The following is a 24,693-nucleotide window of genomic DNA, read 5'->3' on the forward strand; positions in this document are numbered from 1 at the left end:
CAAACAGATTTTATGATGGCGATAGATACATATGTATGGATCGTAAAGGAGGGAAAAGCCGTTTTTTACGCACTTTCATTTTAAACGAAATGGAGGTAATAAAAATGAGCTTTGAATATTTGGATTCGCCGAAGTTAAAGAAGTTTCAAAGAAAAGTCACGCTGTTGTCGGCGGGAGGGACGTTTCTCGATGGCTATGATTTAACTATTATTGCCGTCGCAATGCCGCTTATTTTGAATCAATGGGAAATAACGCCTATCATGCAAGGATTGCTTACTTCTTCCGCTGATTATTTTATCGTTTTCCGGTTTAACCCTCTCTCTCATTGTATTGGCTTTAAATCCAGCGCCGACGCTGCTGTTTTTAGTGATATTGTTTAGTTTCGCCGTTCTTTTCGCCAATATGGGCGGAGGCATTCTCAATTTTGTTTATCCAACAGAGCTGTTTCCAACTGGCATTCGCGCCAGCGCGTCCGGATTGGCGACTTCCGTCAGCCGCATCGGTTCGATTTTAGGGATCCTCGTTTTCCCTAATTTAGTTGCGGCGTGGGGAAACAGCGCGGCTTTATGGTTTTTTGCGGCTATCGGCTTGTTAGGTCTGCTTATTTCGCTTTGGCTTGCGCCGGAAACGAAAGGAAGAAAATTAGAAGAGTTAAATAATGAGTTTGCTTCTTCACTTTCCAACCAAACTTTAATGGGGTGATTTTGTGAAAAGATGGATCAGCACATGGTCAATTGGACCAAACGCCGAACTGGCGCATTTTCAAAAAATAAAAGAAGCTGGATTTGCGGGCGTCGAAATTTGGTGCGAGCATAAAAGAGCACTTGTATATTTAGAATACGCTAGGCAATGTGGATTGGAAATCGGAATGCACCTGCCCTTTCACGACTTGAATTTTGCCACTCCCGACATCGCAGTATGGAACCATGCGGAAAAAGTGCTGATAGAGTGGATGAAAAAACTGCGAGAATACGAGGGAGTTCATGCAACGCTGCACGGCGGATATGCTTGGGCTTCCGAAGAAAGAGATGAAGCTGTAGAAAAAGTGAAGAAACGGTTAACGGCAATGGCGGCAATTGCGGCAGAACTTGGGGTAGAACTCCTATTGGAAAATCTTATCGCCGATCGCTTGAATTATTCTCATCATATCGCGTCACATTTTTCGGAGTGGAAATCGTTGTTAGATGAAGCAAATGTAAAAGCTTGTTTAGATGTAGGTCACCTATTGGTGATGAAGGAAAATATAGAGGATGTCATCGCGAAACTGGGCGGCTTGTTAGCGGCAGTTCATTATTCGGATAACGATGGCGCGTCCGATTTGCACTTGCTGCCTGATGGCAAAAACAGCGCGGCGAATGGCGTGCTGGAAACGCTGCGGCAAATGAATTTTAAAGGGCCGATTGTATATGAGTTAAATCCGTATCGATATTCTTTGCAAGATATTCTTCACTATGTTTCCGAAGAAAAAAATAGCCATCTGTTTGAAAAACAGGAAAGTATAGAGACCGGGAATCGCTGACGGGTCAAATCCAAATTATTGTGTAAAATTCCATTGCCAGTACAGTAGACTTGAATTACGGGAAAATAGAATCGCTTTTTTACACAATTTCGCGGACTTGATCCGCTGAAGCGTGTCATTTTGTGAAATTGAAGCTTATTATCAAGATCACGTTCACCACCCCTTGCGTTTTATTGTGGAGAAGGGGTGGTGTTTTTTGTGTATGGCTTGTATTCATTTGGTTTTGTTAAACATTTTAAAAGAAGCGAAAGAACTCCCTGAATTGTTCATGAAATCGAAAGAAGAAATCGCTTTATGGAGAATGCTGCGAAGGTTGTCTGACCGCATCTGCTTTGAACTTGACAACCGGTATTTGGATGAAAAGCAGCGAAGAGGATTAAATACAAACTTGGAAAATATAAAAGATGAAATTGCGGATGTGGTTATTTATGCACTCTTGCTTTCACATGAATTAGAGATTGATCTGGAAAAAGCTATTAAAGAAAAACGAACAAAAGTACCCAATTAAGAAGTTCTTTGAGTCGGAAAAGAAATATACTTTATTAGTGAGTTGTTAGATGTATGTTCGTTGTTCCAATTGAAATCATGATCGTGTTCATCCCTTGGAGAGTTGTTTTTCGTCATACTGTATATGACTTCCAAGGTGGTGGATTTTTTATGGGTATTATGCATTTGTTATGTGTTTTGTAACACGTTCAGTATTACTTAAACGACTATAAACGCCAATCGTTATACTATCATTGAGTAAATTCAAGAGTTAAAAATTATTAGGAGAAATGAAAGAAATGGATAAACATTTTTTCAATAAATTATAGTGAGAGAACCTTGGGAGCTTAGAAAAATATTGTCATATGTTGTAAAATCTCTGTTAGTGTAAGATAACTTCTAATATAATAAATATAGATAACATTCGATAACGCAAGTAGTGGTGGGACTTTATATTGGGGGGCTATTAATGATAACACCATACCAAAGCCAATACTTTGCTTACGAACTAACAAAACGCTTCAAATTCGATAGGACGGTTAAGCCAATCTCTCATCAATGCTACGGTCGATTTAAACCCGCATCAAGTGGAAGCTGCTTTATTTGCTTTTCGTGCTCCATTGGAGAGAGGAGCGATTTTAGCGGATGAAGTAGGATTAGGAAAAACAATTGAAGCGGGATTGATTATCAGTCAATTGTGGGCAGAACGGAAGCGAAATATTCTTATTATCGTACCGCCTCCGTTAAGAAAACAATGGCATCAGGAACTATGGGAAAAATTTTATATCCCATCCATTATACTAGAAAGTAAAAACTTCAACGAAATGGTACGTTCCGGTCACCGTAATCCTTTTTTGCAACAAGATCAAGTTGTGATTACTTCTTATCCGTACGCCCGAAATAAAGCGGAGATGATACGAAAGGTCAACTGGAATCTAATCGTTTTTGATGAAGCGTATCGTATGCGGAATGTATACAAAAAATCAAATAAAATTGCTCGCACGCTAAGAGAAGCTACAGCTGGTTATCCCAAAATTTTATTGACGGCTACGCCGTTGCAAAATTCGTTAATGGAATTATATGGACTTATCAGTTTTATTGATCCGCATATTTTTGGTGATGAAACGACGTTTAGACGTCAGTTTTCTCGCGGAACGAAAGAAATGTCGGAAAAGGATTTTATTGATTTGAAACAACGAATTAAGCCTGTTTGTCATCGTACATTAAGACGGCAAGTGACTGAGTATGTGAATTATACACAGCGTATTCCGATCACTCAAGAGTTTATGCCAACGAATGCGGAATGGGAATTGTATGAAAAAGTATCGGCATATTTACAAAGAGAACATCTTTTTGCGTTACCGGCAAGCCAACGGGCATTAATGACGCTTGTTGTCCGTAAATTGTTAGCTTCTTCTTCGTTTGCTATTTCCGATACATGCTTTCCCTGATCAAAAGACTTGAGCAATTGTTAGAACAATTAGATAGCGGAAAAACAGAGATAAACTGTAGAACACTCAAACGTTTACGCTGATGTTGATGAATTTGATGATACGGTGGAAGAGTGGGAAGAAGACGATCAGCCATCATACATAGACAAATTATCGCCAGATGAAATGAAGCGTCTTATTCAAGAAGAAAAAGAAGAATTAGAACAATATTATTCTCTAGCAAAATCAATTAAAGAAAATTCAAAAGCGGAAGCATTGCTTATTGCGCTTGAAAAAGGATTTGAAAAATTAAGAATGCTAGGCGCAAATGAAAAAGCGGTTATTTTCACAGAGTCACGTCGAACGCAGATGTATTTACGTGAATTTCTTGAACGTAATGGCTACGCTGGCAAAATTGTTTTATTTAATGGCGAAAACCAGGATGAACAGGCAAAACAAATTTATGAGCAATGGTTAGAAAAGCATCGGCATGATGATAAAATTACCGGATCGAAGACAGCAGATATGCGCGCAGCGCTTGTTGAATATTTCAAAGAACAAGCGTCGATTATGATTGCGACTGAATCGGCATCGGAAGGAATTAACTTGCAACTTTGCAGCCTAGTCGTTAACTACGATTTACCTTGGAATCCACAGCGGATTGAGCAGCGAATCGGACGTTGTCATCGTTACGGTCAAAAACATGATGTCGTTGTGATTAACTTTTTAAATTGTAAAAATGAAGCCGATAAAAAAGTGTATGAAATTCTCTCCGAAAAATTTAAGCTGTTTGAAGGGGTTTTTGGTTCTTCCGATGAGGTGCTAGGTTCGCTGGAGTCCGGTGTCGATTTTGAAAAACGGATTCAACAAATTTATCAGACGTGTCGCACGGCGGAAGAAATTGAACAAGCGTTTAAAAACTTGCAAGCGGAGTTAGATGAGCAAATTCAATTAAAAATGAAAGAAACACGTATGCATCTATTGGAAAACTTCGATGATGAAGTAAGAGAGAAACTAAGAGATCATTATCATCAAACAAGTTTACACCTCAATCGTATGGAACGTTATCTTTGGAATCTATCAAAATATGAAGGAGCAAGAGAGGCAATATTTGATGATGAAACATTAAGTTTTGTCAAAGATCATGAAACATATCAAATGATATCACAAGCAAAGAAGCAAAACAGCCCAAACGTTCATCATTTTCGTTTTTCTCATCCGCTTGCACAAAAGTGGATCGAGCAGGCAAAAAGCCGGGAACTGTTGCCGAAGGAAATTACGTTCCGTTATTCGGATTATAAAGGGAAAGTCAGTATTTTAGAGCGATTAATTGGAAAAGAAGGTTGGTTATCGCTTGATTTGCTTCATGTACAGTCATTAGAAAGCGAACAGCACCTTATTTTTTCAGCAATTGATACAGAAGGTGGACAGCTCGATCAGGAAATGTGCGAAAAAATGTTTGAACTGCCTGCTGTTGAAGGAGAAGAGGTGGAAATTTCTGATTCGATTCGAAATACGCTTCGCCGGATTAGCGAAGGGCAACAAGAAGCAATTTTAAATGAGATTATGGAGAGAGCATCGGCTTATCTTGATTCTGAATTAGAAAAGCTGGAAAAGTGGTTGCAAGACTTGAAAAATAAACTTGAAAAAGATATAGATGAAATGACAGTAGAAATTGAACATTTGAAGCGAGAAGCAAAACTTACACGCAACTTAGCTGAGAAGCTGGAAAAAAACAAGCAAATTAAGGAATTGGAAAAGAAGCGCAACGAGATGCGGCGAAATCTATATGATCAACAGGATGAAATTGATGAACAAAAAGATCGCTTATTCGAGGAAGTAGAGAAAAAACTAGAACAGCGCACGTCAACTGAACATCTTTTTACAATCAAATGGAGAATCGTGTAGCAACAGGAGGGATCACATTGGCGAAAAAACAAAAATTAGAATTAACGTGGATTGGCAAAGACGAACAACCAAAACTCGAACCGCGCATTCTTCTTGAAGATCCGGAGCTTTCCTATCATGCGAAAGAACGAGTGACGGAAAATGATATATTTGATAACCGCCTTATTTATGGTGATAATTTGTTGGCGCTAAAGGCATTGGAGCAGGAGTTTACTGGAAAGATTAAGTGTATTTACATTGATCCTCCGTATAATACAGGGAATGCGTTTGAGCATTATGATGATGGATTGGAGCATAGTATTTGGTTGAATATGATGAAACCCAGATTGGAAATACTAAAAAACTTGCTAACAGAAGATGGAGCCATTTTTATTCAGATAAATGATGAAGAACATGCGTATCTTAAAGTGCTATGTGATGAAATATTTGGGCGTAAGAACTTTATCACAAATATTTGTGTTAAAATGTCCCATCTAAGCGGTGTAAAAATGAGCCACGTTGATAAAAAACTTCCTAAAATTAAGGAATATATACTAATGTACGCTAAAAATAAGGAGTTATTAAAGATCAATCCTATATATGAAAAAGAAAGCTTTTTTAACGTTTTTGATAGATATAACAATTTTTTGGTACGTGATAAAGATGATCCAGATAACATGTCAAAATGGTCAGTTATTCCGCTTAGGAAGGCTGCTCAAAATTACAACGTTGACGTTAATAATTTAGAGGAGTATGAGAACTTTTGTATAAAAAATGCTAAAAATATATTTAGAACTGCGAGAAATAGAAGTAAACAATTTGAAGAATTGCCAAATGATGATAAATTTAGAGAGATAATCACTCCAACTGGGTTAAAAAAAATTGCATATAAGCGTGAAGAAGTGATTTTTTGTAGCGATAGGATGAAAGTAATTGACGGAGAACTAGTTCCAGTGAAACCACTTGGGGATATTTGGTTAGATATTGGTATTAATAATTTGCATAATGAAGGTGGAGTAGACTTCAGAAACGGAAAAAAGCCCGAAAAACTTATTTCAAGAATAATCGAAATGGTTACAGACGTAGGAGATATTGTTTTAGATTCGTTTGCTGGTTCTGGAACGACTGGTGCGGTGGCGCATAAAATGGGACGACGCTGGATTATGATTGAGCTTGGCGAGCATTGCCATACGCATATTATTCCGCGAATGAAGCGAGTCATCGATGGAACGGATCAAAGCGGAATTAGTAAAGCAGTGAATTGGAAAGGTGGAGGCGGTTTCCGCTATTATAAATTGGCGCCAAGTTTGTTGAAGAAAGATAAGTTTGGTAATTGGATTATTAATCCAGAATACAACCCCGAAATGTTGGCGGAAGCGATGTGTAAACATGAAGGGTTTACGTACAATCCAGACCCGGAAGTATTTTGGAAGCAAGGTCAGTCTACGGAGAACGATTTTATCTTCACAACCACACAGCTTGTCACGCAGCAAATGGTGGAAGGTATCGTCGAGCAAATGAAAGAAAATGAAACATTGCTCATTTGCTGTAAAGCATATAACGTTAACGTTGAGGATTTCCCGCAAGTGACGATTAAGAAAATTCCGCAAGCTATTTTAAACAAATGTGAGTTTGGTCGTGACGATTACAGTTTAAATGTCAACAACTTACCAATGAAAGAAAAAGAACCGGAACAATTAGAACTATTTTAGGGGGAAGAGGTTATGAATCGTATCGTTAACGTTATCTCATCTCGGCTTAGTCTCCGTAAACCGCAAAAAGAATCATTGGAAATTCTCGCCGAAGTGATTGAACACTTCGGCTTAAATAAAAATAATGATCCCCAATCTTTGAAGGAAAAGTTAGAGGCTGTTAATAGGTTGTTCCCGTCAGTGACCGATTTTGAACGTGAGTTTCCTTCGCTCTGTTTTGCGTTAGCCACTGGTGTCGGCAAAACACGTCTGATGGGAGCGTTTATTGCTTACTTACATATGGCAAAAGGAATTCGTAATTTCTTTGTTTTAGCACCTAACTTAACAATTTATGAAAAATTAATCCAAGATTTTACACCTAATACACCGAAATACGTATTTAAGGGGCTTTCCGAGTTTGCTAATAAACAACCGAACATTATTACAGGGGATAACTATGATCAGCAAGCCCTCTTTTTAGCTGATCCGTTAGCTGTAAACATTAACATCTTCAACATATCTAAAATTAATAGCGAAGTTAGAGGAGGAAAATCTCCAAGAATTAAACGGTTAAGCGAATATTTAGGACAGAGTTATTATGATTATTTAAAATCCCTTCCTGATCTTGTTTTGTTAATGGATGAATCGCATCGGTATCGAGCATCAGCTGGGGTGAAAGCGATCAATGAATTGAATCCGATTCTTGGTCTAGAGTTAACGGCTACGCCGCAAGTGGAAAGCGGAAACAGAACGATACCATTTAAAAATATAATCTATAGCTATCCTTTATATAAAGCGATGGAAGACGGGTATGTGAAAGAGCCAGCTGTAGCGACGAGAGAAAATTTTAATCCAGCAAAATTCAACAACGAACGAGAGTTAGAACGTTTAAAATTAGAAGACGGTATCCGTGTCCATGAAGAAACGAAATTAGAGCTAGAGTTGTATGCTCGGGAAAACAACGAAAAATTAGTAAAGCCGTTTATTCTTATCGTCGCTCAAGATACGAATCATGCGGAAGAGTTAATGAATATCATTGAAAGTGATGATTTTTTTGAAGGACGTTATAAAGGCAAAGTCATTACTGTTCATTCCAACCAACGCGGCGAAGAAAAGGACGAAACGATTAAGCAATTGCTTGCTCTTGAGGATCCAAATTCAAAAGTGGAGATTGTCATTCATGTGAACATGTTAAAAGAAGGATGGGATGTAACGAATTTATACACGATTATCCCACTCCGTGCGGCAAACTCCAAAACATTAGTGGAACAGTCGATCGGTCGAGGACTTCGTCTCCCATACGGAAAACGGACAGGAGTTCCGGCAGTCGATCGTTTAACGATTATTGCGCATGATAAATTCCAAGAAATCATTGATGAGGCGAATAATCCTACTTCTATTATTCGTCGTGGGGTTGTCATTGGTCGTGATGTGGCACAGACAGAGAAAAAAATAGTTACTGTTGAGTCAAACGTAGAACGTTCATTAATTGATGAACTAGTTGGAACGACGGAATCCACTTCTCCAGAAGACAAAAAGAAAATAGAAATGAAAAGAAATATTGCGGAAACAATAGTAAAAGCCATTTCTAAGCAGCGCACATTATATAGTTCTAAACAATTAAAAGATCCTGAAGTACAACAACAAATTGTTAGCGATGTGAAAGAAACATACACAATATCACAATTGTCTATATTTGAGGAAGAACCTGAAAAAATGATTGAAAGCATGGTTGCAAAAGCAGTCGATGTACTTCCTAATTTGACTATGGAAATTCCGAGAATTATCGTGCAGCCTACAGGAGAAATCTCGTGGGGGTACCGCGATTTTGATTTAAACTGCGATTTAATTCCAAAATTTCAGCCTGTTACCGAAAATATTCTAATTGAACATTTGCGTACACATCAAAGAGAAGTGTTGCGGATTCAAAAAGATACGAATATGACGGAAGAACGTTTAGAAGATTATCTTGTCTTTCATCTTATGGATTATCCAGATGTTTCCTATGAAGAACATGCTGAATTGTTGTATAAGTTATCAGGACAGTTAATTAATTATCTTCGAAGTTATTTAAAAACAGAAGATGATGTCAAAAATGTAGTAATTTACAATCAAAAACGTTTGGCAGAATTGATTTATAAGCAAATGAAAGAACATTATTATGAAGAGCAAACGAATTATGAAGTGACTGTTCGAATAGGGTTTGATACGTTAAAAGATACCAGTGTCACTGTAGATGTTAATGAAGAAGTGCGCGATTTTCGCCAACCAGTAGCAAATAAAGCGGCGATTCGGAACATGTGTTTTGGCGGATTTAAAAAATGTTTATATCGAACACAAAAATTTGAGTCTGATGCGGAGCGAAAATTTGCGGTCATTTGCGAAAACGATCCATCCGTTTTAAAATGGCTGAAGCCAACGAAAAACCATATTAAAATTTATTATAATCAAACACAAGCATATATCCCGGATTTTATTGTGGAAACAGAAGAGAAAATGTATTTATGTGAAATTAAGGCAACAAACAGAATCGAAGAAGATCGAGAAGTGGAACTGAAAGCGCAAGCGGCTATCACCTGGTGCGAACACGCTTCCAATCATGCCCGCGAAAACAATGGAAAGGAGTGGGTATACTTATTAATCCCACACGATGATGTAGATTCGAACAAGACGATCAAGGGATTAGAGGCAGTGTATAGAAAGAATTAATTTATTATCTAACAGATAAGCAAGCCAAGCAGCAGGCTTGCCTATCTGTTATTTTTATATTTTCAATGTATTTGGATCTCCAAAGTATTGTTTGTAAAGTTGTTCAGCGTAATGATCTGTCATTCCAGCTATATAATCGCATACAACACGCTTTTTTGGTTCTCCTTTTTGAATTAACGCTCGATACTCAGGAGGAAGTAGTCTTTCATATTTGTCATCATTTAAGAGCTCAAACAAGCGATTGACTATCTGGGCTCCTCTGATTTCGTACAACGCTACACTTGGTTTTTCGATGAGAATCTTCCTCACAGCTTTTTTTAATCCGTCCATTAACTTTGCTTTTGTTCGCAATCCTAAGCCGTATTTAAAAGAGGTGCCTTTCCGTTGACGTTGTTCTTCAGTTAATTCCACTACACCGATGTCTTTAATAAACGTATCGATTAATGTAGAGGTGAGTGATTTAAATGCAACGTCACCAAACGTCTCACCACAATTTTTATATGCTTGTTGTAATAGTTCTTGAAACTCCCTTCTTAATTCCTCAGTTTCAAGTTGCCCTAATACAGCGTCTATCGATAAAATTCCTGATTTTAATCCATCTTCAAGGTCATGAGTCGAGTAAGCGATGTCATCTGCAAGCTCCATAATTTGTGCCTCTATCGTTTGGATTTTCATTTTTCCATGATCTTCTAAATTCTTCTTATTTTCTTCATAAAGAAATTTTTGTTGTTCAATTTGCCAATCTGATGTGTTATAAACGCCGTATTTAACAACGGAATATAAAGCGGCTTTTGTTAAATTCAGCCCATCATAATGAGAGCTTTTCTTTTCTAATTTGCAGAGAATGCGAAGTGTCTGTGCATTTCCTTCAAATCCCCCATCATTTTTCATTAATTTATTTAGCTCTTTTTCTGCGTAATGGCCGAATGGTGGGTTGCCAATGTCATGTGCCAAGCACGCCATCGCAACCAATGCCGAGTTTACTTTAACACCTTCATGTTCTATTTTTCTAGAAATGGTTGTCCCGATTTGGCTTACTTCAAGCGAGTGAGTAAGACGGGTGCGATAGTAATCACTAATTTGAGTGCCGAGAAGCTGCATCTTTCCTTGTAATCTTCGAAATGAAGAAGAATGAAGAACGCGAGCATAATCTCTTTGAAACGGATCTCTCCAACCATCTATTTCATCTTGCTTAGTAGAGATAAATAAATCGTCATATTGGCGAAATGTGTGAAGCTCATTTTTATTGCTTGCTATTTCTTGTCCTTCTTCAATCATCTTTGAAATATCGATTTGCCTAGAACTCATGAAAGCCCCCCTTCGCTTTTCTTAGTATTATCCCCTATTATTTTATAACAATTTAAATAATTATCGAAATTTTTTATTAAAACTCGGATAATCTTTAGTCTACCTCTTGTTTTTGTACCTTATTCCCAAGGAGATGCATTTTTATGAAAATATATTCAGAGTTTTATTTCAAGTCATGATATTTTCACTATAATTGCAAGAGATGATGATATAATATAGAATGGATCGATTTGGAAAGGCGGTGAGATTGTGAACCATTATTATTTTTCTGAATGTAAAGCGGATGAAAAAGCGTCGGATATTGCCATTCATCTTTATACGGTTCCTTTATCTAATCCGCACGAAAAATATTCTTATGCCCATTCGATCGCTTATGAACTGAGAAAGCTAAATTCGTACATAACGGTGGCGGCGCATGGACAGTATATAGCGTCGTTTGAAGAGATTTGTCATTGGGGAGATCGTCGTTATATTCGGCACGAACATCGGCCCATTCAATGTTCTTTGCCTATGGAAAGAACAATTTTGGAAAAATTATTAAAGAAAGAATTAGAGAATCGTTGTCAAAGCGGCTATAAGATGGATAACGACTTATTCCGTTTAGCCAATGAACAGTCGATGCATGTCGGTGAAATTAGTATTCATCCGGCAATCTATATTTCCTTTTCAGTCGAAGAAAATGGAGATATTTTCGTTGGTTTTGATTATCAGCACCGTTTTGAATATCGAAAAACATTACAAGATTTTATCGATACCGATCCATCGTTACTCAAAGAAGGAATGGAGGTCGTCGACCTATTTAATAGGCGAGCATACTATTACACATTTGTAGAAATTGCTGACTATACAGCCGGGCAAAAAAGTCCGTTTTTACAACAAAGTGTCATTGATTATTATTTGGAAAAGAATGAACGATGGAAGCTAAAAGGAGTTCATGAAAAAACACCGATTGTACATGTAAAAAGCAGAGACGGTCATCTTCTGCCTTATTTGCCCCATTTGCTAAAGTTAACTTGTTCATACGAGCAATTGCCGCCATCGATGACGAAGAAAGTGAATCGCTTAATTAAGCTGTCACCGCATGAAAAAATGTCGAAGCTTTATACAGAAACGTTCCACTTGCTTGGGCAACAACAAGTGTTAACATTCCAAAAAGAAAATGTGCGGGCGGTTAACCTAGGCTATGATGTTAATGAGTTGGATTCCCCACTGATGGCGTTTGGACAAGGATATAAAACAAATGAGATTTATAGAGGGCTCAAGCAGTCGGGAGTGTATGAACCGAGCAGTGTAGCCATTAGTTTTTTCGTCGATCCAGAGCTGAACTATGACCTACAAAAGCGAAAGGAAGTAGGATATTTTGTAAAAAAGCTAGAATCAATGTCTGAGGCACTTGGTGTAAAGCTTAATATTTCCGATCAGCCTCGCCAACTATACGGTCAATTGCCAAAAGACTTTTTTAAGCAAGATAACCTGTCGTATCATTTGAAATCCATTACTGACCAGTTCCGCGGAACAGTAGTAGTGGTCATTGGAACAGAAGAAAATATTGATCGCGCCTATGTTACTATTAAAAAGGAATTTGGCGGAAAAGAAGACTTAATGACGCAATTTGTTGGGTTCACTTCTTCTTTAGTTACGGAAAATAATATCTTTCACTACTATAATATTTTGCTAGGGATTTATGCTAAGGCAGGAATTCAGCCGTGGATTTTGTCCAGTCCTATGCATTCAGAATGTTTTATCGGATTAGATGTTAGTCATGAACAAGGAAGACATGCTTCTGGTATTGTTCAGATCATTGGCAGAGAAGGGAAAATCATTAAACAAAAATCAGTGGCTGCGGCGGAATCGGGGGAAACAATCGCCAATTCCACAATGGAAGAGATTGTGAATGAAAGCATATACAGCTATGAACAAACCTATGGTGCAAAGCCGCGGCATATTACTTTTCACCGCGATGGTATTTGTCGGGAGGATCTAGATTTTTTGCAAGCTTATTTGCGGTCCTTTCAAATTCCTTTTGATTTTGTAGAAATTATAAAAAAACCGCGAAGAAGAATGGCTATTTATTCAAATAAAAAATGGGTGACGAAGCAAGGAGTATACTATTCAAAAGGCAACATGGCGTATTTATGTGCAACGGACCCGAAAGAGGCTGTCGGCATGGCTCAACCGATTAAAATTGTACAAAAAACGAATGGCTTATCGATTCATGAGATTGTCTCCGACATATATAAGCTATCGTTTATGCATATTCATTCCATGCTGAAGACACGCTTGCCGATTACGATCCATTACGCCGATTTGAGCTCTACTTTCCATAACCGTGGGCTGATTCACCCGCGTTCGCAGCATGAACGGGCATTGCCGTTTGTGTGATGGTGAAACGGTTGCGTTTTCCATTCCTTAAAGAACGGCTGGGATTTGTAGAAGCAGAGAGTCATTGCTTGGCTCTCTGTTTTTGTTTTATTTATTCCATGCAGGAATTTTGCGCATGCTGTCGAAATAACGTATGTGAATTTTCGCATGTGAGGTGAATGTATGGCTGTTGACCATGACCGCTTGTTTAAAGAGCTCATCACGACGTTTTTTGAAGAGTTTATTCTTCTCTTTTTCCCCGACATGTACGAGCATATCGACTTTCGCCATTTGTCCTTTTTATCCGAAGAACTGTTCACCGATGTGACCGCTGGGGAGAAATACCGTGTCGATTTGTTGGTCGAGACGAAGTTGAAAGGAGAAAATGGGCTGATTATCGTTCATATTGAAAACCAAAGCTATGTGCAGCCGTCGCTTCCTGAACGGATGTTCATCTACTTCAGCCGATTGTTTGAAAAATACCGCACGAACATCGTTCCGATTGCCGTTTTCAGCTACGATGCCATCCGCGACGAACCGTCCTCGTTTACGCTTCAACTTCCGTTTGGCAACATCCTTCACTTCCGCTTTTTCACCGTTGAACTACGCAAACAAAATTGGCGCAACTACATTCGCAGCGACAACCCGATCGCCGCTGCGCTGCTTAGCAAAATGGGGTATACTGAAAATGAACGAATCGAATTGAAAAAACAGTTTTTGCGCATGTTAGTTCGTTTAGAGCTGGATGAAGCAAAGCAGAGGCTGTTAATGGGCTTTTTTGAAACATATGTGAAATTGTCGGATGAAGAAGAACAACGATTACGAAACGAGGTGAACCAAATGGAAACGAAAGAAAAAGAGCAAGTGCTCGAACTGTTGATCTCGTATGAGCAAAAAGGAATAGAAAAAGGGAAGAAGGAAGGGTTAGAAGAAGGATTTAAGCAAGGGATGAAGCAAAAAGAACGTGATCTTATTCGTAAAATGTCGGAAAAAGGAATGGGCGTAGCGGAAATTGCACATATGCTCGATTTGACAGAAGAAGAAGTTCGAGAAAGATTGAATTGAAAGGTAAATGATATTTTCCTGACGGTTCGGTGTCTGGCACCTGTCAAAGGAGAAAGTTGCCCCAAGATGATGGGGGCAGCTTTTTTTGTTATGGTCGCTCGAATTTTCGGTACTTATGTTGGTTGTGCATAGGGGATTTATAGACGATTTGACAATGTTCGACAGCATTTTTCTGCAACGATTGGTACAATCGAATTGATTGAGAAGGAGGTGATTACCATGGCAACGATTTGCAAAGCGGATTACTATTACGGGGCCGTTGCTTTCTGCGTTGGTCAACGGGGGACTCACGCTGGCTTTGTTTAAAAAATGACAATCAGTGAAAGCAGTCAAAGTAGCGAAAACCGAGGATAATTTGCAAAATTCAGTTACGGAGTTGCTATGCCAGCATTTCCCTCCTTCTTGTGAACGATCTTTTATACAAAATTACTTTAGAAGTAGAAAATTTGTCATATTGTGTCGAATATTGTAAACGATAGCATTGTTGCTTTAGTGCAAAAATAGGATGTAGCTAAAATCAATAAATAGCAAGGTGTTGAATTGCAGCTATTTACTCCTAATGAAATCCCATTAAGTTATTTTTATTTTGGATAAGTGTCCAAAAAGAAGAAAGAGGAACCAATCGGTCTCCTCATGATGGCGCACCAGTGATAAAAATCTTTTTAAAGAATTGTCCTGTTTTTAACAGAGGATTGATTGCTTGGCGAGTGATATCATTAGTCTTTAATTAGCGGAGAGGCTTGTTGGCGGTAGTTGATTTCTACATGCTTTTTAGCAAATGCAAAGTAAGAGATAATAACGATGACGGTAATTAAGAGTGTTAGTAGCAATTGTGAAACCATAGATTTGATAAACAGCATGGAGATTAATATAACTAATAAAATTAAGATCGTGAAATAGGTCAAGTACGGGAATAGCCACATTTTGATCTTTAATGCTTCAGGGTTGTGATGTTCCAGTTTTTTGCGCATACGCAATTGTGAAACAGCAATGACTAAATAGACAAGAAGCGCTATGGCACCGGAGGAATTCACAAGAAATAAGAACACTTTGTCTGGCGAAACATAATTCATGATGACCGCTATATAAGCAAAGAATGTGCTGACCATAACCGCCCGTGCTGGTACGCCGTTTTTGTTCAGCTTAAGGAATTGCCGAGGAGCTTCTCCTTTCTCAGCCAGAGAATAAAGCATTCGTGAAGTCGTATATAGTCCCGAATTTAAACAAGATAGGACGGCTGTTAATACAATAAAATTCATAATTTGGGCTGCTGCTGGGATGCCAATGTGCTCAAGCACAGCAACAAAGGGGCTTTTCAAGACGCTTGCCGAGTTCCAAGGCAATAAAGTGACTACCACAGCAATTGAGCCAATATAAAAAACTAAAATTCTCCACATAACTGACTTTGTCGCTCTAGAGACCGCTTCTTGCGGTTCGTCGGATTCTCCCGCGGCGATCGTAACAATTTCTGTTCCAACGAATGAAAAAATCACCACGACAATTCCTGAAAGGATGGAACTGATGCCATGAGGCATAAATCCTCCATATCCGATGAGGTTTTTAAATCCAATTGGGCTGCTGCCAGGATAGAGACCGAATATGAAAGCAACTCCGATGATTAAAAACAAAACGATGCTCATAACTTTGATGAAGGCAAACCAGTACTCAAATTCTCCGTAGGATTTTACTGACCAAATATTTGTAAGGGTTAATAATATGGTAAGGATTAAGCTTAATAACCATATAGGAATATCCTTCAACCAATATTGAATAATAGAAGCACCTGCATTTGCTTCAATGGCAATCACTATTACCCAGAAAAACCAATAAAGCCATCCGATAGTAAATCCAGCCCAAGGACCAATAGCATCGTGTGCATACGCGGAAAAGGATCCGCTCGTCGGATGAGCCGCAGCCATTTCTCCTAACATCCTCATTATAAGAATGACTAAGCATCCGGCTAATGCATAGGAAACAATCGCTCCAGGGCCTGTGGAATGGATGACGGCTCCGCTTCCCACAAAAAGGCCTGCACCGATGACTCCGGCTATTGCGATCATTGTCATGTGACGTTCTTTTAATCCTTTTTGTAAGCCAGTAGTATTGCGTTCAGCCATAAAAATCCCTCCTCTTCTTTGTTCATTTGTCGGTTCGTCAAAAATCTTTTATGCATGTTCCCGAGTATACACTTGCCATTAGCACCGCAACAAAATAAAATTATACGTCTAGATGTACAACGGTTTGAACATCTTTTTGTTCTGATTTTTTGAAGTCTTTTTATAAGTGTGTTTCGATCATTGTTTCATTATGTGGATGAGTTTTTATAATGGTGATTTGCTCGTATTCTCCTTCTTTTAAAACACTTTTGTCCTCTCTCATTAAATAGGTGTAGACACCAATGCCAATCAACAATCCGAAAGTCCAAGCATTGTCCCAAAGAAAACGAAGAGCTGGAATGAGTAAGCCTAGTATAGGGACGGCTACCCCGATTACAAGAGCATAAATTCCATTTTTATTAAAACCGTTAGCATAATTGTAACGACCATTAGGTTCATATAACTCTTTAAGATCTAATTGTTTTCGACGGACAAGCCAGTAGTCTGCGATTGCAATACCATCAATCGGTCCGAGTAAAGCTGCATATGTTCCAAGCCAGCCAAATATATAATTGCCAAAATTAGACATTATATACCATGGTTGTAATAAAATAGCGAATAATCCAGTAATGATAGCACCAATTCCAAACGTAATTCGTTTCGGGTACAAATTCTCAATGGCGCGGGCTGGCGCTACAACATTAGCACCGACGTTAATGGTTAACGAAGAAATAACAATTATAATAGTTCCTAAAAGAATAACAAATGGTGGAAATTTGGCAAGGAGTTGCACAGGATCCCAAATAGCTTGACCGAAAATCACTACAGTCGCCGATGTAACTGCGATTCCAATGAAAGAAAAAACGGTCATGGTAATTGGAAGAGATAAGCTTTGAGCGACTATTTGCGATTTTTGGCTTTGAGCGTATCGGCAAAAGTCGGGAATATTCAAAGCGAGTGTAGCCCAAAAACCGATAACGCCCGTTAAAGATGGAAAAAATACTTTTAAAAATTCACCGGTCGTCTTGAATTTAGAAGGAGTTTCTAAAATCGGACCCCAGCCTCCAGCGTGAGTGAATGCCCAGATAAGGAGAATGACTGAAGAGATACCTACTATAGGTGCGGCGATAGAACTTAGTTTTTTTATGGCCTCGGGACCTTTATAAGCAATTCCTACATTTAATGCCCAAAACAAAGCAAATACGATCGCTGTATGTCCCGGCAATTTTCCCCAAGCAGGAAATGAGGCTACCAGCAATGTATCAATTGCACCCGTTCCAATCCATGTATTAATCCCGAACCATCCAGCAGCTACAATCGCGCGGGCTAAAGTTGGAATATGTGCTCCTTTGTCACCAAACCAAAGCCGCGCAAAAACAGGATAAGGGATTCCAAATTTTGTTCCAGCATGTGAATTTAATAAAATCGGGATAAGAACAATAACATTGCCGAGAAAAATTGTTCCAATTGCTTGCCACCAGTTCATGCCTAGCGCAATCATGCCACTAGCCATAGTGTAGGAAGGGATGCATAAACACATGCCGATCCACAAAGTCGCAAAGTTTATTCCCTTCCATGAATGTTCCTTCAGTGTAGTTGGTCGCAAATCATCATTCCACAACTTGCTTTCGCTTACCATCTTCGTTGCTTCATCTGTCAAGATTACAATACCGTTTTGTTCAATTTGCGTTTTCATCGAGATCCTCCCTTGTCACTTGGTAATAATGTAATAACAAAAATAAATTTGAGAATATTTTAATTATTAAAAATAGCATTTTCATTATACGCTTTGTTAAATAAGTAGGGGAGCGTGTTTTTCATTATGTAAAATGTGTAAATATAATTAACATTGCTATATTGATTCGTGATCAATATGTAGTTTTCTTTAAGTAGGTGTCTTAAAGGTAATCACATTTAAAGTGGAAATGTTTGTTGCTGATGGGATGGAATATGACATCTCTTTTTTGGTAAAAAGTGCAGAAGAGTTTTGCAAACGGGTAATTGTAACTTGACATCGAGGATTTGAAACAAGGATGAAATTTTACACATGGTTGCATACTGATTTTCCCGATTAGCCTCCTTCTTATCACCAAGATTTCGTAAGAGCCTCAAATTTACATAGTGAAAAACAAATCTTACTTATTATTTAACATAGTGTATAATGAAAAGCTTATCTAAAATAGATAGAATATTCTTAAAGTTCGGACCTGTAGATCGATTTCAGTTATGGATAAGGAGGGATTATGTTACCTTTTGTATCATTGATATGTCCTTTTTAGTAAATGAAAGAAAATATAAAAAAGCGAGGGATTAGAGATGGCAGATCAAGTAACAATCGGTCTTATTCAAGCGTCGCATGATGTCCACGGGGATGAGCCAGTGAAAGTCCATAAAGAAAAGGCGATTGAAAAACATATAAAACTGGTGCAAGAGGCAAAAGACCGGGGAGCGCAAATCATCTGTTTGCAAGAAATTTTCTACGGTCCATACTTTTGTGCGGAGCAAAATACAAAATGGTATGATGCCGCGGAAGAAATTCCGAACGGGCCAACGACGAAACGATTTCAAGAGCTGGCAAAGCAATTAGGCGTGGTCATTGTTCTGCCGATTTATGAAAGAGAGGGAATTGCTACTTATTATAATACGGCTGCTGTCATTGACGCAGACGGCACCTACTTGGGGAAATACCGAAAACAGCATATCCCGCATGTTGGAGTAGGCAACGAAGGATGCGGATTTTGGGAAAAATTTTATTTCAAACCAGGAAATTTAGGATACTCAGTATTTGATACAGCATTTGCTAAAATCGGCGTTTACATTTGTTATGACCGCCACTTCCCGGAAGGGGCAAGAATTTTAGGATTAAAAGGTGCGGAAATTGTGTTTAACCCGTCGGCGACGGTAGCTGGTCTTTCCGAATACTTATGGAAGCTGGAACAGCCTGCCCATGCAGTGGCGAACGGATATTATGTCGCTGCCATCAATCGGGTCGGATATGAAGCTCCGTGGAACATGGGAGAATTTTATGGACAGTCTTATTTAGTCGACCCAAGAGGCAACTTTGTTGCGATGGGAAGCCGTGACAAAGATGAGGTCGTCATCGGTGTGATGGACAAAAAGATGATTCGCGAAGTTCGCGATACTTGGCAGTTTTATAGAGACCGCCGCCCTGAAACATACAATGAAATGACAGCGTTATTGCCATAAAACGTAAAAAGGGATTAGAGTTTTACTCTATTCCCTTTTTTAAAAATGAAGAAGGAGGTTGTTTGCGATGAACATATCACTTTCTGATTTGGAGAAGAACTTCCGAGAAGTAGAGCCGGGTTTAACCGATCGGGAAGCGATAGAAGAAGCCAACCGATGTTTATATTGTTATGATGCGCCCTGTATTAAAGCCTGTCCTACAGGAATTGATATTCCAGCATTTATCAAAAAAATTGCGTCCGGGAACTTAAAAGGATCGGCAAAAACCATTATGCTGTCCAATCCTGTCGGCGCCAGCTGCGCGAGGGTATGCCCGACGGAGGAGTTGTGTGAAGGCGCTTGCGTTCTGAATCATTCCACCAAGCCGATCATGATTGGAAAGCTGCAACGATATGCGACAGACTGGGCCATTCGAAATGCAGAAGCATTGTTTCAGGCTGGAAAGAAAAACGGAAAAACGGTGGCAATTGTCGGTGGAGGTCCTGCTGGATTATCTGCAGCTAGAGAATTGGCGCGAATGGGATATACTGTCACCATTTTTGAAGCGGAAAAAGAAGCAGGGGGACTTAATACGTATGGCATCGTTTCCTTCCGGCTTCCGCAAAAAATATCGTTTTGGGAAGTGAATCAAGTCAAAAGTTTAGGGGTGCAAATCCGCACCAATACGCGGGTAGGAAAAGATATTTCCGCTAAGGAACTTTTAGATCACTACGATGCAGTCGTGTTGGCTGTCGGCATGGGGAGAGTTCCGCGGCTAGGTATTGAAGGAGAGAACTTGGACGGAGTGTACGATGCTATTGAATTTATAAAAGAAACGAAAACAAAACCATTGACTGACAAGCTAGTGGGGAAAAGAGTGGTTGTCATCGGTGCCGGAAACACTGCGATTGACGGCGCAACTTGTTCGGTGCGTTTAGGAGCGGAAAATGTAAAAATTTTATATCGCCGTACAAAAGAGGAAATGACCGCGTACGATTTTGAATACGAGTTTGCCAAGCAAGACGGCGTCGAATTTCGCTGGCTGACTGCGCCGAAGCGGATTATTGGTGATGAAAACGGAAAAGTGACCCATATCGAATGTGTTCGCATGAAGTTAGGAGAACCAGATGCAGACGGACGACGTCGTCCTGTTCCGATTGAAGGATCAGAGTTTACGATGCGGGTCGATGTGGTGATTAAAGCAATCGGCCAGACGCGGCACCTTGACCTCATTCAGGAATTTGGCTTAGAGCATGATGATGGTGTGGTGAAAGTGAATCCGGAAAACTATCAAACATCCAATCAAAAAGTGTTTGCCTGCGGTGATGTCATTTTTGAAAAAGGAAAAGGCGAAGCGATGGTTGTCACCGCTGCACAGCAAGGAAAAGAGGCAGCCTACGCGATACATCAATATTTAACCAAAGCAGTGAGCGAAACTGCCTGATATATCGTCATTTTGAACAGAGGAGGGCAAGAAAATGGCGGATTTAAGCATTAATTTAGCGGGGATAAAGTCTCCCAATCCATTTTGGCTCGCTTCCGCACCTCCAACCAACTCCGGCTATCAAGTGCAAAGAGCGTTTGAGGCCGGTTGGGGCGGAGCGGTTTGGAAAACGCTCGGCGAACCCATTTTAAACGTATCATCCCGGTTTGCGGCGATAAGCTTTAACGGACAGCGTGTGGCGGGCTTTAACAATATCGAGTTGATTACCGACCGTCCTCTTGAAGTGAATTTAAAAGAAATCTATGAAACAAAAAAGCGCTTTCCAGACCGAGCAGTGGTGGCATCCCTGATGGTCGAACCCAAAAGGGAAAAATGGCATGAAATTGTGAAAAGAGTAGAAGACGTGGGCGTAGACGGGCTGGAACTGAATTTTGGCTGCCCGCACGGGATGGCGGAACGGGGAATGGGATCGGCTTCCGGGCAAGTGCCTGAGCTTGTGGAAAAGCAGACATATTGGGTGAAAGAGGTGGCACGTACGCCTGTCATCGTGAAGCTGACTCCGAATATTACAGACATCACGGCGACAGCCGAAGCGGCTGTTCAGGGCGGGGCTGATGCCATCAGCATGATCAATACCATCAATAGCTTAATGGGAGTTGACTTGGACACATGGAATACGATTCCGCATGTCGCAGGGAAGGGAACACATGGAGGTTATTGTGGCCCGGCGGTCAAACCAATCGCTTTAAACATGGTTGCAGAATGTGCACGGCATCCGCGTATTCATGTGCCGATTTCTGGCATCGGCGGCATATCCAATTGGAAGGACGCAGTGGAATTTATGCTTATGGGTGCAACCGGCGTGCAAGTCTGTACGGCAGTCATGCATCATGGGTTCCGTATTATTGAAGATATGATTGAAGGACTGAACCATTATCTGGATGAAAAAGGGATTGCTTCTGTTATGGATATTGTTGGAAAATCAGTTCATAAATACTCCGATTGGGGGGACCTCGACCTTCATTATAAAGTGGTTGCCCGCATTAACACAGATGTTTGTATTAATTGTAATAAATGTTATATCTCCTGTGAAGATGCTTCTCATCAATGCATTGATCGTTTAAGGGATGAAAATGGAAAAGAGTATTTAAAAGTACGTGAAGAAGACTGTGTAGGATGCAATTTATGTTCGATCGTCTGTCCGGTTGATGGTGCGATTGACATGGTCGAAATACCGAGCGAACATCCGCCGATGACATGGAATGAGCGCCAAGCAGCCATTAGCGGGCTTAGCAGCTGTAACGTTGATGTAAAATAATTTTTTTAATCAAAGGGGGATGTGGAGATGACAAAAATTATAAAAAATGGAACGATTGTTACCGCAACGGATACGTATGAAGCGGACTTGCTCATTAAAGACGGGAAAATTGCGATGATTGGCCAAAATTTAGAGGAAAAAGGCGCGGAAGTGATTGATGCAAAAGGCTGTTACGTATTTCCAGGCGGCATTGATCCGCACACGCATTTGGATATGCCGTTTGGCGGCACTGTGACAAAGGATGATTTCGAATCCGGGACGATTGCGGCGGCATTTGGCGGGACAACGACCATCATCGACTTTTGCTTAACGAATAAAGGGGAGCCATTGAAAAAAGCGATTGAAACTTGGCATAACAAAGCGAAGGGGAAAGCGGTGATTGATTACGGCTTTCATTTAATGATTAGTGAAATTACAGATGAGGTATTAGAAGAGCTGCCGAAGGTTATTGAAGAAGAAGGAATTACATCATTTAAAGTGTTTATGGCGTATAAAAACGTATTTCAGGCAGATGATGGAACGTTATATCGTACGCTGGTGGCTGCCAAAGAACTTGGAGCACTCGTTATGGTTCATGCGGAAAATGGCGATGTGATTGATTATTTAACGAAGAAAGCACTTGCGGAAGGGAATACGGATCCGATTTATCATGCATTAACAAGGCCTCCAGAACTGGAAGGAGAAGCGACAGGGCGTGCATGCCAATTAACAGAGCTTGCCGGTTCACAGCTTTACGTCGTTCACGTGACGTGTGCGCAAGCGGTTGAGAAAATTGCACAAGCGCGCAATAAAGGGTTGGATGTATGGGGAGAAACGTGTCCGCAATATCTTGTTCTCGATCAATCTTATTTAGAGAAGCCTAATTTTGAAGGCGCAAAATACGTTTGGTCTCCTCCGCTTCGTGAAAAATGGCATCAGGAGATATTGTGGAACGCATTGAAGAACGGCCAGCTGCAAACGTTGGGATCTGACCAATGTTCGTTTGACTTTAAAGGCCAAAAAGAACTTGGTAGAGGAGATTTTACAAAAATTCCAAATGGAGGGCCGATCATTGAGGATCGGGTTAGCATTCTTTTCAGTGAAGGAGTGAAGAAAGGGAGAATTACGTTAAATCAATTTGTCGACATTATGTCGACAAGAATTGCTAAATTGTTTGGGTTATTCCCGAAAAAAGGAACCATTGCAATAGGTTCAGATGCAGACTTAGTCATTTTTGATCCGAATATGGAACGGGTAATTTCGGCTGAAACTCACCATATGGCCGTTGACTACAATGCATTCGAAGGAATGAAAGTAATGGGCGAACCGGTATCGGTTCTATGTAGAGGCGAATTTGTCGTCCGTGATAAACAATTTGTCGGAAAACCAGGATATGGGCAATATTTAAAACGGGCAAAATACGGAACATTGACTATTTCCAAGCAGAACAAAAAATTAACAATTTAAAAACGGCTTCTCTTGCCTCCTAAACGGCTACAAAACGTAACATGAAATCTTAAATCCGATTAGAACCTTTAGTTTAATCTATAGTTCGACGGAAACGCAAAGGAAAGTAAAATGATGGGAGGTAATAAGATGTCTTATCAAGAGTTTTTAGAAGAAAGAGATAAAATTGATCATTTGATTCAACAAGGATACTATATAAAAAATGTTACAGAAAATTTAAGCGGGGCTATAGTTGAATTCGAATTAAAAATACTAGACTCTTCAGGAAAAAAAGGCACTACACAAATATTGCATATTAAGAATGCGGATGCTCGTAAGTATTTTTCATCTTTATTAATCCGTCAAATGAAACAAGCTCAGTAGTTTTACTGATAAATAAGAGCAATTACTTCACGTGATGAGATGAGCACGGATTTCTTAATGGTGAAAAAATTTAGTAAACTGTAGATGAGCAAATTCGCTAACATAAATTTACAACCAAACAAAAAAAAGAGACATGAACCCGATTCCTTGATTAGAATAGATGTGTCACCAAAACTATTCACAAGGAGGTTCATGTCTCATGAATAGATTAGCACATCATCAAGGAATCCACAAGTTTTTCACGATGTTGGGGTTGGCACTTTATTTTTCAAAACCTGTCATGAAGCATCTCGTTCATATCGTGGATGCGCTGACCACCAAAGGATTTGCGGGAACATTGACCGATCTTCATCATTGGAGCTTTCATCCGAACCACCGCACGAC

Annotated in this window: 18 protein-coding genes and 1 pseudogene; 16 read left to right on the top strand and 3 right to left on the bottom strand. The window is 39.7% G+C overall.

Features of this window, described 5'->3' with window-relative positions; genetic code table 11:
• The first annotated feature begins 104 nt into the window (after positions 1-104).
• From BM278_RS19195 to BM278_RS08675, 8 genes are all read left to right on the top strand, one after another.
• The gene (locus tag BM278_RS19195; protein WP_244151126.1) at positions 105-380 is read left to right on the top strand and encodes a hypothetical protein; all 276 of its coding nucleotides are present in this window, start codon (positions 105-107) and stop codon (positions 378-380) included.
• On the top strand, positions 325-702 hold the full coding sequence (locus BM278_RS19200) for an MFS transporter (RefSeq protein WP_244151130.1): 378 nt from the start codon (positions 325-327) through the stop codon (positions 700-702). Before BM278_RS19195 ends, BM278_RS19200 begins: the two co-directional genes overlap by 56 nt.
• Positions 703-706: 4 nt before the next feature.
• Complete coding sequence (locus BM278_RS08655) at positions 707-1,519, top strand: sugar phosphate isomerase/epimerase family protein (protein WP_090948996.1); 813 nt, start codon at positions 707-709, stop codon at positions 1,517-1,519.
• 418 nt (positions 1,520-1,937) lie between these two features.
• The gene (locus BM278_RS19205; RefSeq protein WP_244151131.1) at positions 1,938-2,027 is read left to right on the top strand and encodes a nucleoside triphosphate pyrophosphohydrolase family protein; all 90 of its coding nucleotides are present in this window, start codon (positions 1,938-1,940) and stop codon (positions 2,025-2,027) included.
• 565 nt (positions 2,028-2,592) lie between these two features.
• Entirely contained in the window at positions 2,593-3,456 is an 864-nt protein-coding gene (locus BM278_RS19210) for a DEAD/DEAH box helicase (RefSeq protein ID WP_244151127.1), read from the top strand.
• A gap of 105 nt (positions 3,457-3,561) precedes the next feature.
• Positions 3,562-5,343, top strand: coding sequence for a helicase-related protein (locus tag BM278_RS19215; protein WP_244151128.1), 1,782 nt, complete (start codon positions 3,562-3,564; stop codon positions 5,341-5,343).
• Positions 5,328-7,034, top strand: coding sequence for a site-specific DNA-methyltransferase (locus tag BM278_RS08670; RefSeq protein WP_090948997.1), 1,707 nt, complete (start codon positions 5,328-5,330; stop codon positions 7,032-7,034). Before BM278_RS19215 ends, BM278_RS08670 begins: the two co-directional genes overlap by 16 nt.
• 12 nt (positions 7,035-7,046) lie before the next feature.
• Positions 7,047-9,722 (top strand): DEAD/DEAH box helicase, encoded by a 2,676-nt coding sequence (locus BM278_RS08675; RefSeq protein ID WP_090948999.1) that lies wholly within the window; start codon positions 7,047-7,049, stop codon positions 9,720-9,722.
• A gap of 54 nt (positions 9,723-9,776) precedes the next feature.
• Here BM278_RS08675 and BM278_RS08680 read toward each other — a convergent pair whose 3' ends face one another.
• The gene (locus tag BM278_RS08680; protein WP_090949001.1) at positions 9,777-11,030 is read right to left on the bottom strand and encodes a deoxyguanosinetriphosphate triphosphohydrolase family protein; all 1,254 of its coding nucleotides are present in this window, start codon (positions 11,028-11,030) and stop codon (positions 9,777-9,779) included.
• A 249-nt stretch (positions 11,031-11,279) separates the two neighbouring features.
• Between BM278_RS08680 and BM278_RS08685 the strand changes: the two genes are divergently transcribed.
• Positions 11,280-13,412: a Piwi domain-containing protein gene (locus BM278_RS08685; protein WP_090949002.1), complete on the top strand. Its 2,133-nt coding sequence runs from the start codon at positions 11,280-11,282 to the stop codon at positions 13,410-13,412.
• 162 nt (positions 13,413-13,574) lie between these two features.
• Complete coding sequence (locus tag BM278_RS08690) at positions 13,575-14,456, top strand: Rpn family recombination-promoting nuclease/putative transposase (protein WP_090949004.1); 882 nt, start codon at positions 13,575-13,577, stop codon at positions 14,454-14,456.
• A gap of 716 nt (positions 14,457-15,172) precedes the next feature.
• Here BM278_RS08690 and gabP read toward each other — a convergent pair.
• Both gabP and BM278_RS08700 read right to left on the bottom strand, forming a co-directional pair.
• Positions 15,173-16,573 carry a GABA permease gene (gene gabP, locus BM278_RS08695; protein ID WP_090949006.1) on the bottom strand — a complete coding sequence of 467 codons (1,401 nt, stop codon included), beginning with the start codon at positions 16,571-16,573 and terminating at the stop codon, positions 15,173-15,175.
• 160 nt (positions 16,574-16,733) lie between these two features.
• The gene (locus tag BM278_RS08700; protein ID WP_090949007.1) at positions 16,734-18,248 is read right to left on the bottom strand and encodes an NCS1 family nucleobase:cation symporter-1; all 1,515 of its coding nucleotides are present in this window, start codon (positions 18,246-18,248) and stop codon (positions 16,734-16,736) included.
• Between the two features lie 620 nt (positions 18,249-18,868).
• On the opposite strand from BM278_RS08700, the gene BM278_RS08705 reads away from it, so the two are divergent.
• The 6 genes and pseudogenes from BM278_RS08705 to BM278_RS08730 form a co-directional block, all read left to right on the top strand.
• Positions 18,869-19,759: a nitrilase-related carbon-nitrogen hydrolase gene (locus BM278_RS08705; RefSeq protein ID WP_090949009.1), complete on the top strand. Its 891-nt coding sequence runs from the start codon at positions 18,869-18,871 to the stop codon at positions 19,757-19,759.
• A gap of 67 nt (positions 19,760-19,826) precedes the next feature.
• The gene (locus tag BM278_RS08710) at positions 19,827-21,182 is read left to right on the top strand and encodes an NAD(P)-dependent oxidoreductase (protein WP_090949010.1); all 1,356 of its coding nucleotides are present in this window, start codon (positions 19,827-19,829) and stop codon (positions 21,180-21,182) included.
• A 34-nt stretch (positions 21,183-21,216) separates the two neighbouring features.
• Positions 21,217-22,500, top strand: coding sequence for an NAD-dependent dihydropyrimidine dehydrogenase subunit PreA (gene preA, locus BM278_RS08715; RefSeq protein WP_090949012.1), 1,284 nt, complete (start codon positions 21,217-21,219; stop codon positions 22,498-22,500).
• A gap of 27 nt (positions 22,501-22,527) precedes the next feature.
• Positions 22,528-23,946 (top strand): dihydropyrimidinase, encoded by a 1,419-nt coding sequence (hydA, locus tag BM278_RS08720; protein WP_090949014.1) that lies wholly within the window; start codon positions 22,528-22,530, stop codon positions 23,944-23,946.
• A 129-nt stretch (positions 23,947-24,075) separates the two neighbouring features.
• Positions 24,076-24,309, top strand: a complete 234-nt coding sequence (locus tag BM278_RS08725) for a hypothetical protein (RefSeq protein WP_090949015.1) — start codon at positions 24,076-24,078, stop codon at positions 24,307-24,309.
• Positions 24,310-24,508: 199 nt separating this feature from the next.
• Positions 24,509-24,693 (top strand): annotated as a pseudogene (locus BM278_RS08730) (IS701 family transposase); the annotation flags it as partial.

Origin of the sequence: Parageobacillus thermantarcticus, assembly GCF_900111865.1 — a bacterium.
GTDB classification, from domain to species: domain Bacteria; phylum Bacillota; class Bacilli; order Bacillales; family Anoxybacillaceae; genus Parageobacillus; species Parageobacillus thermantarcticus.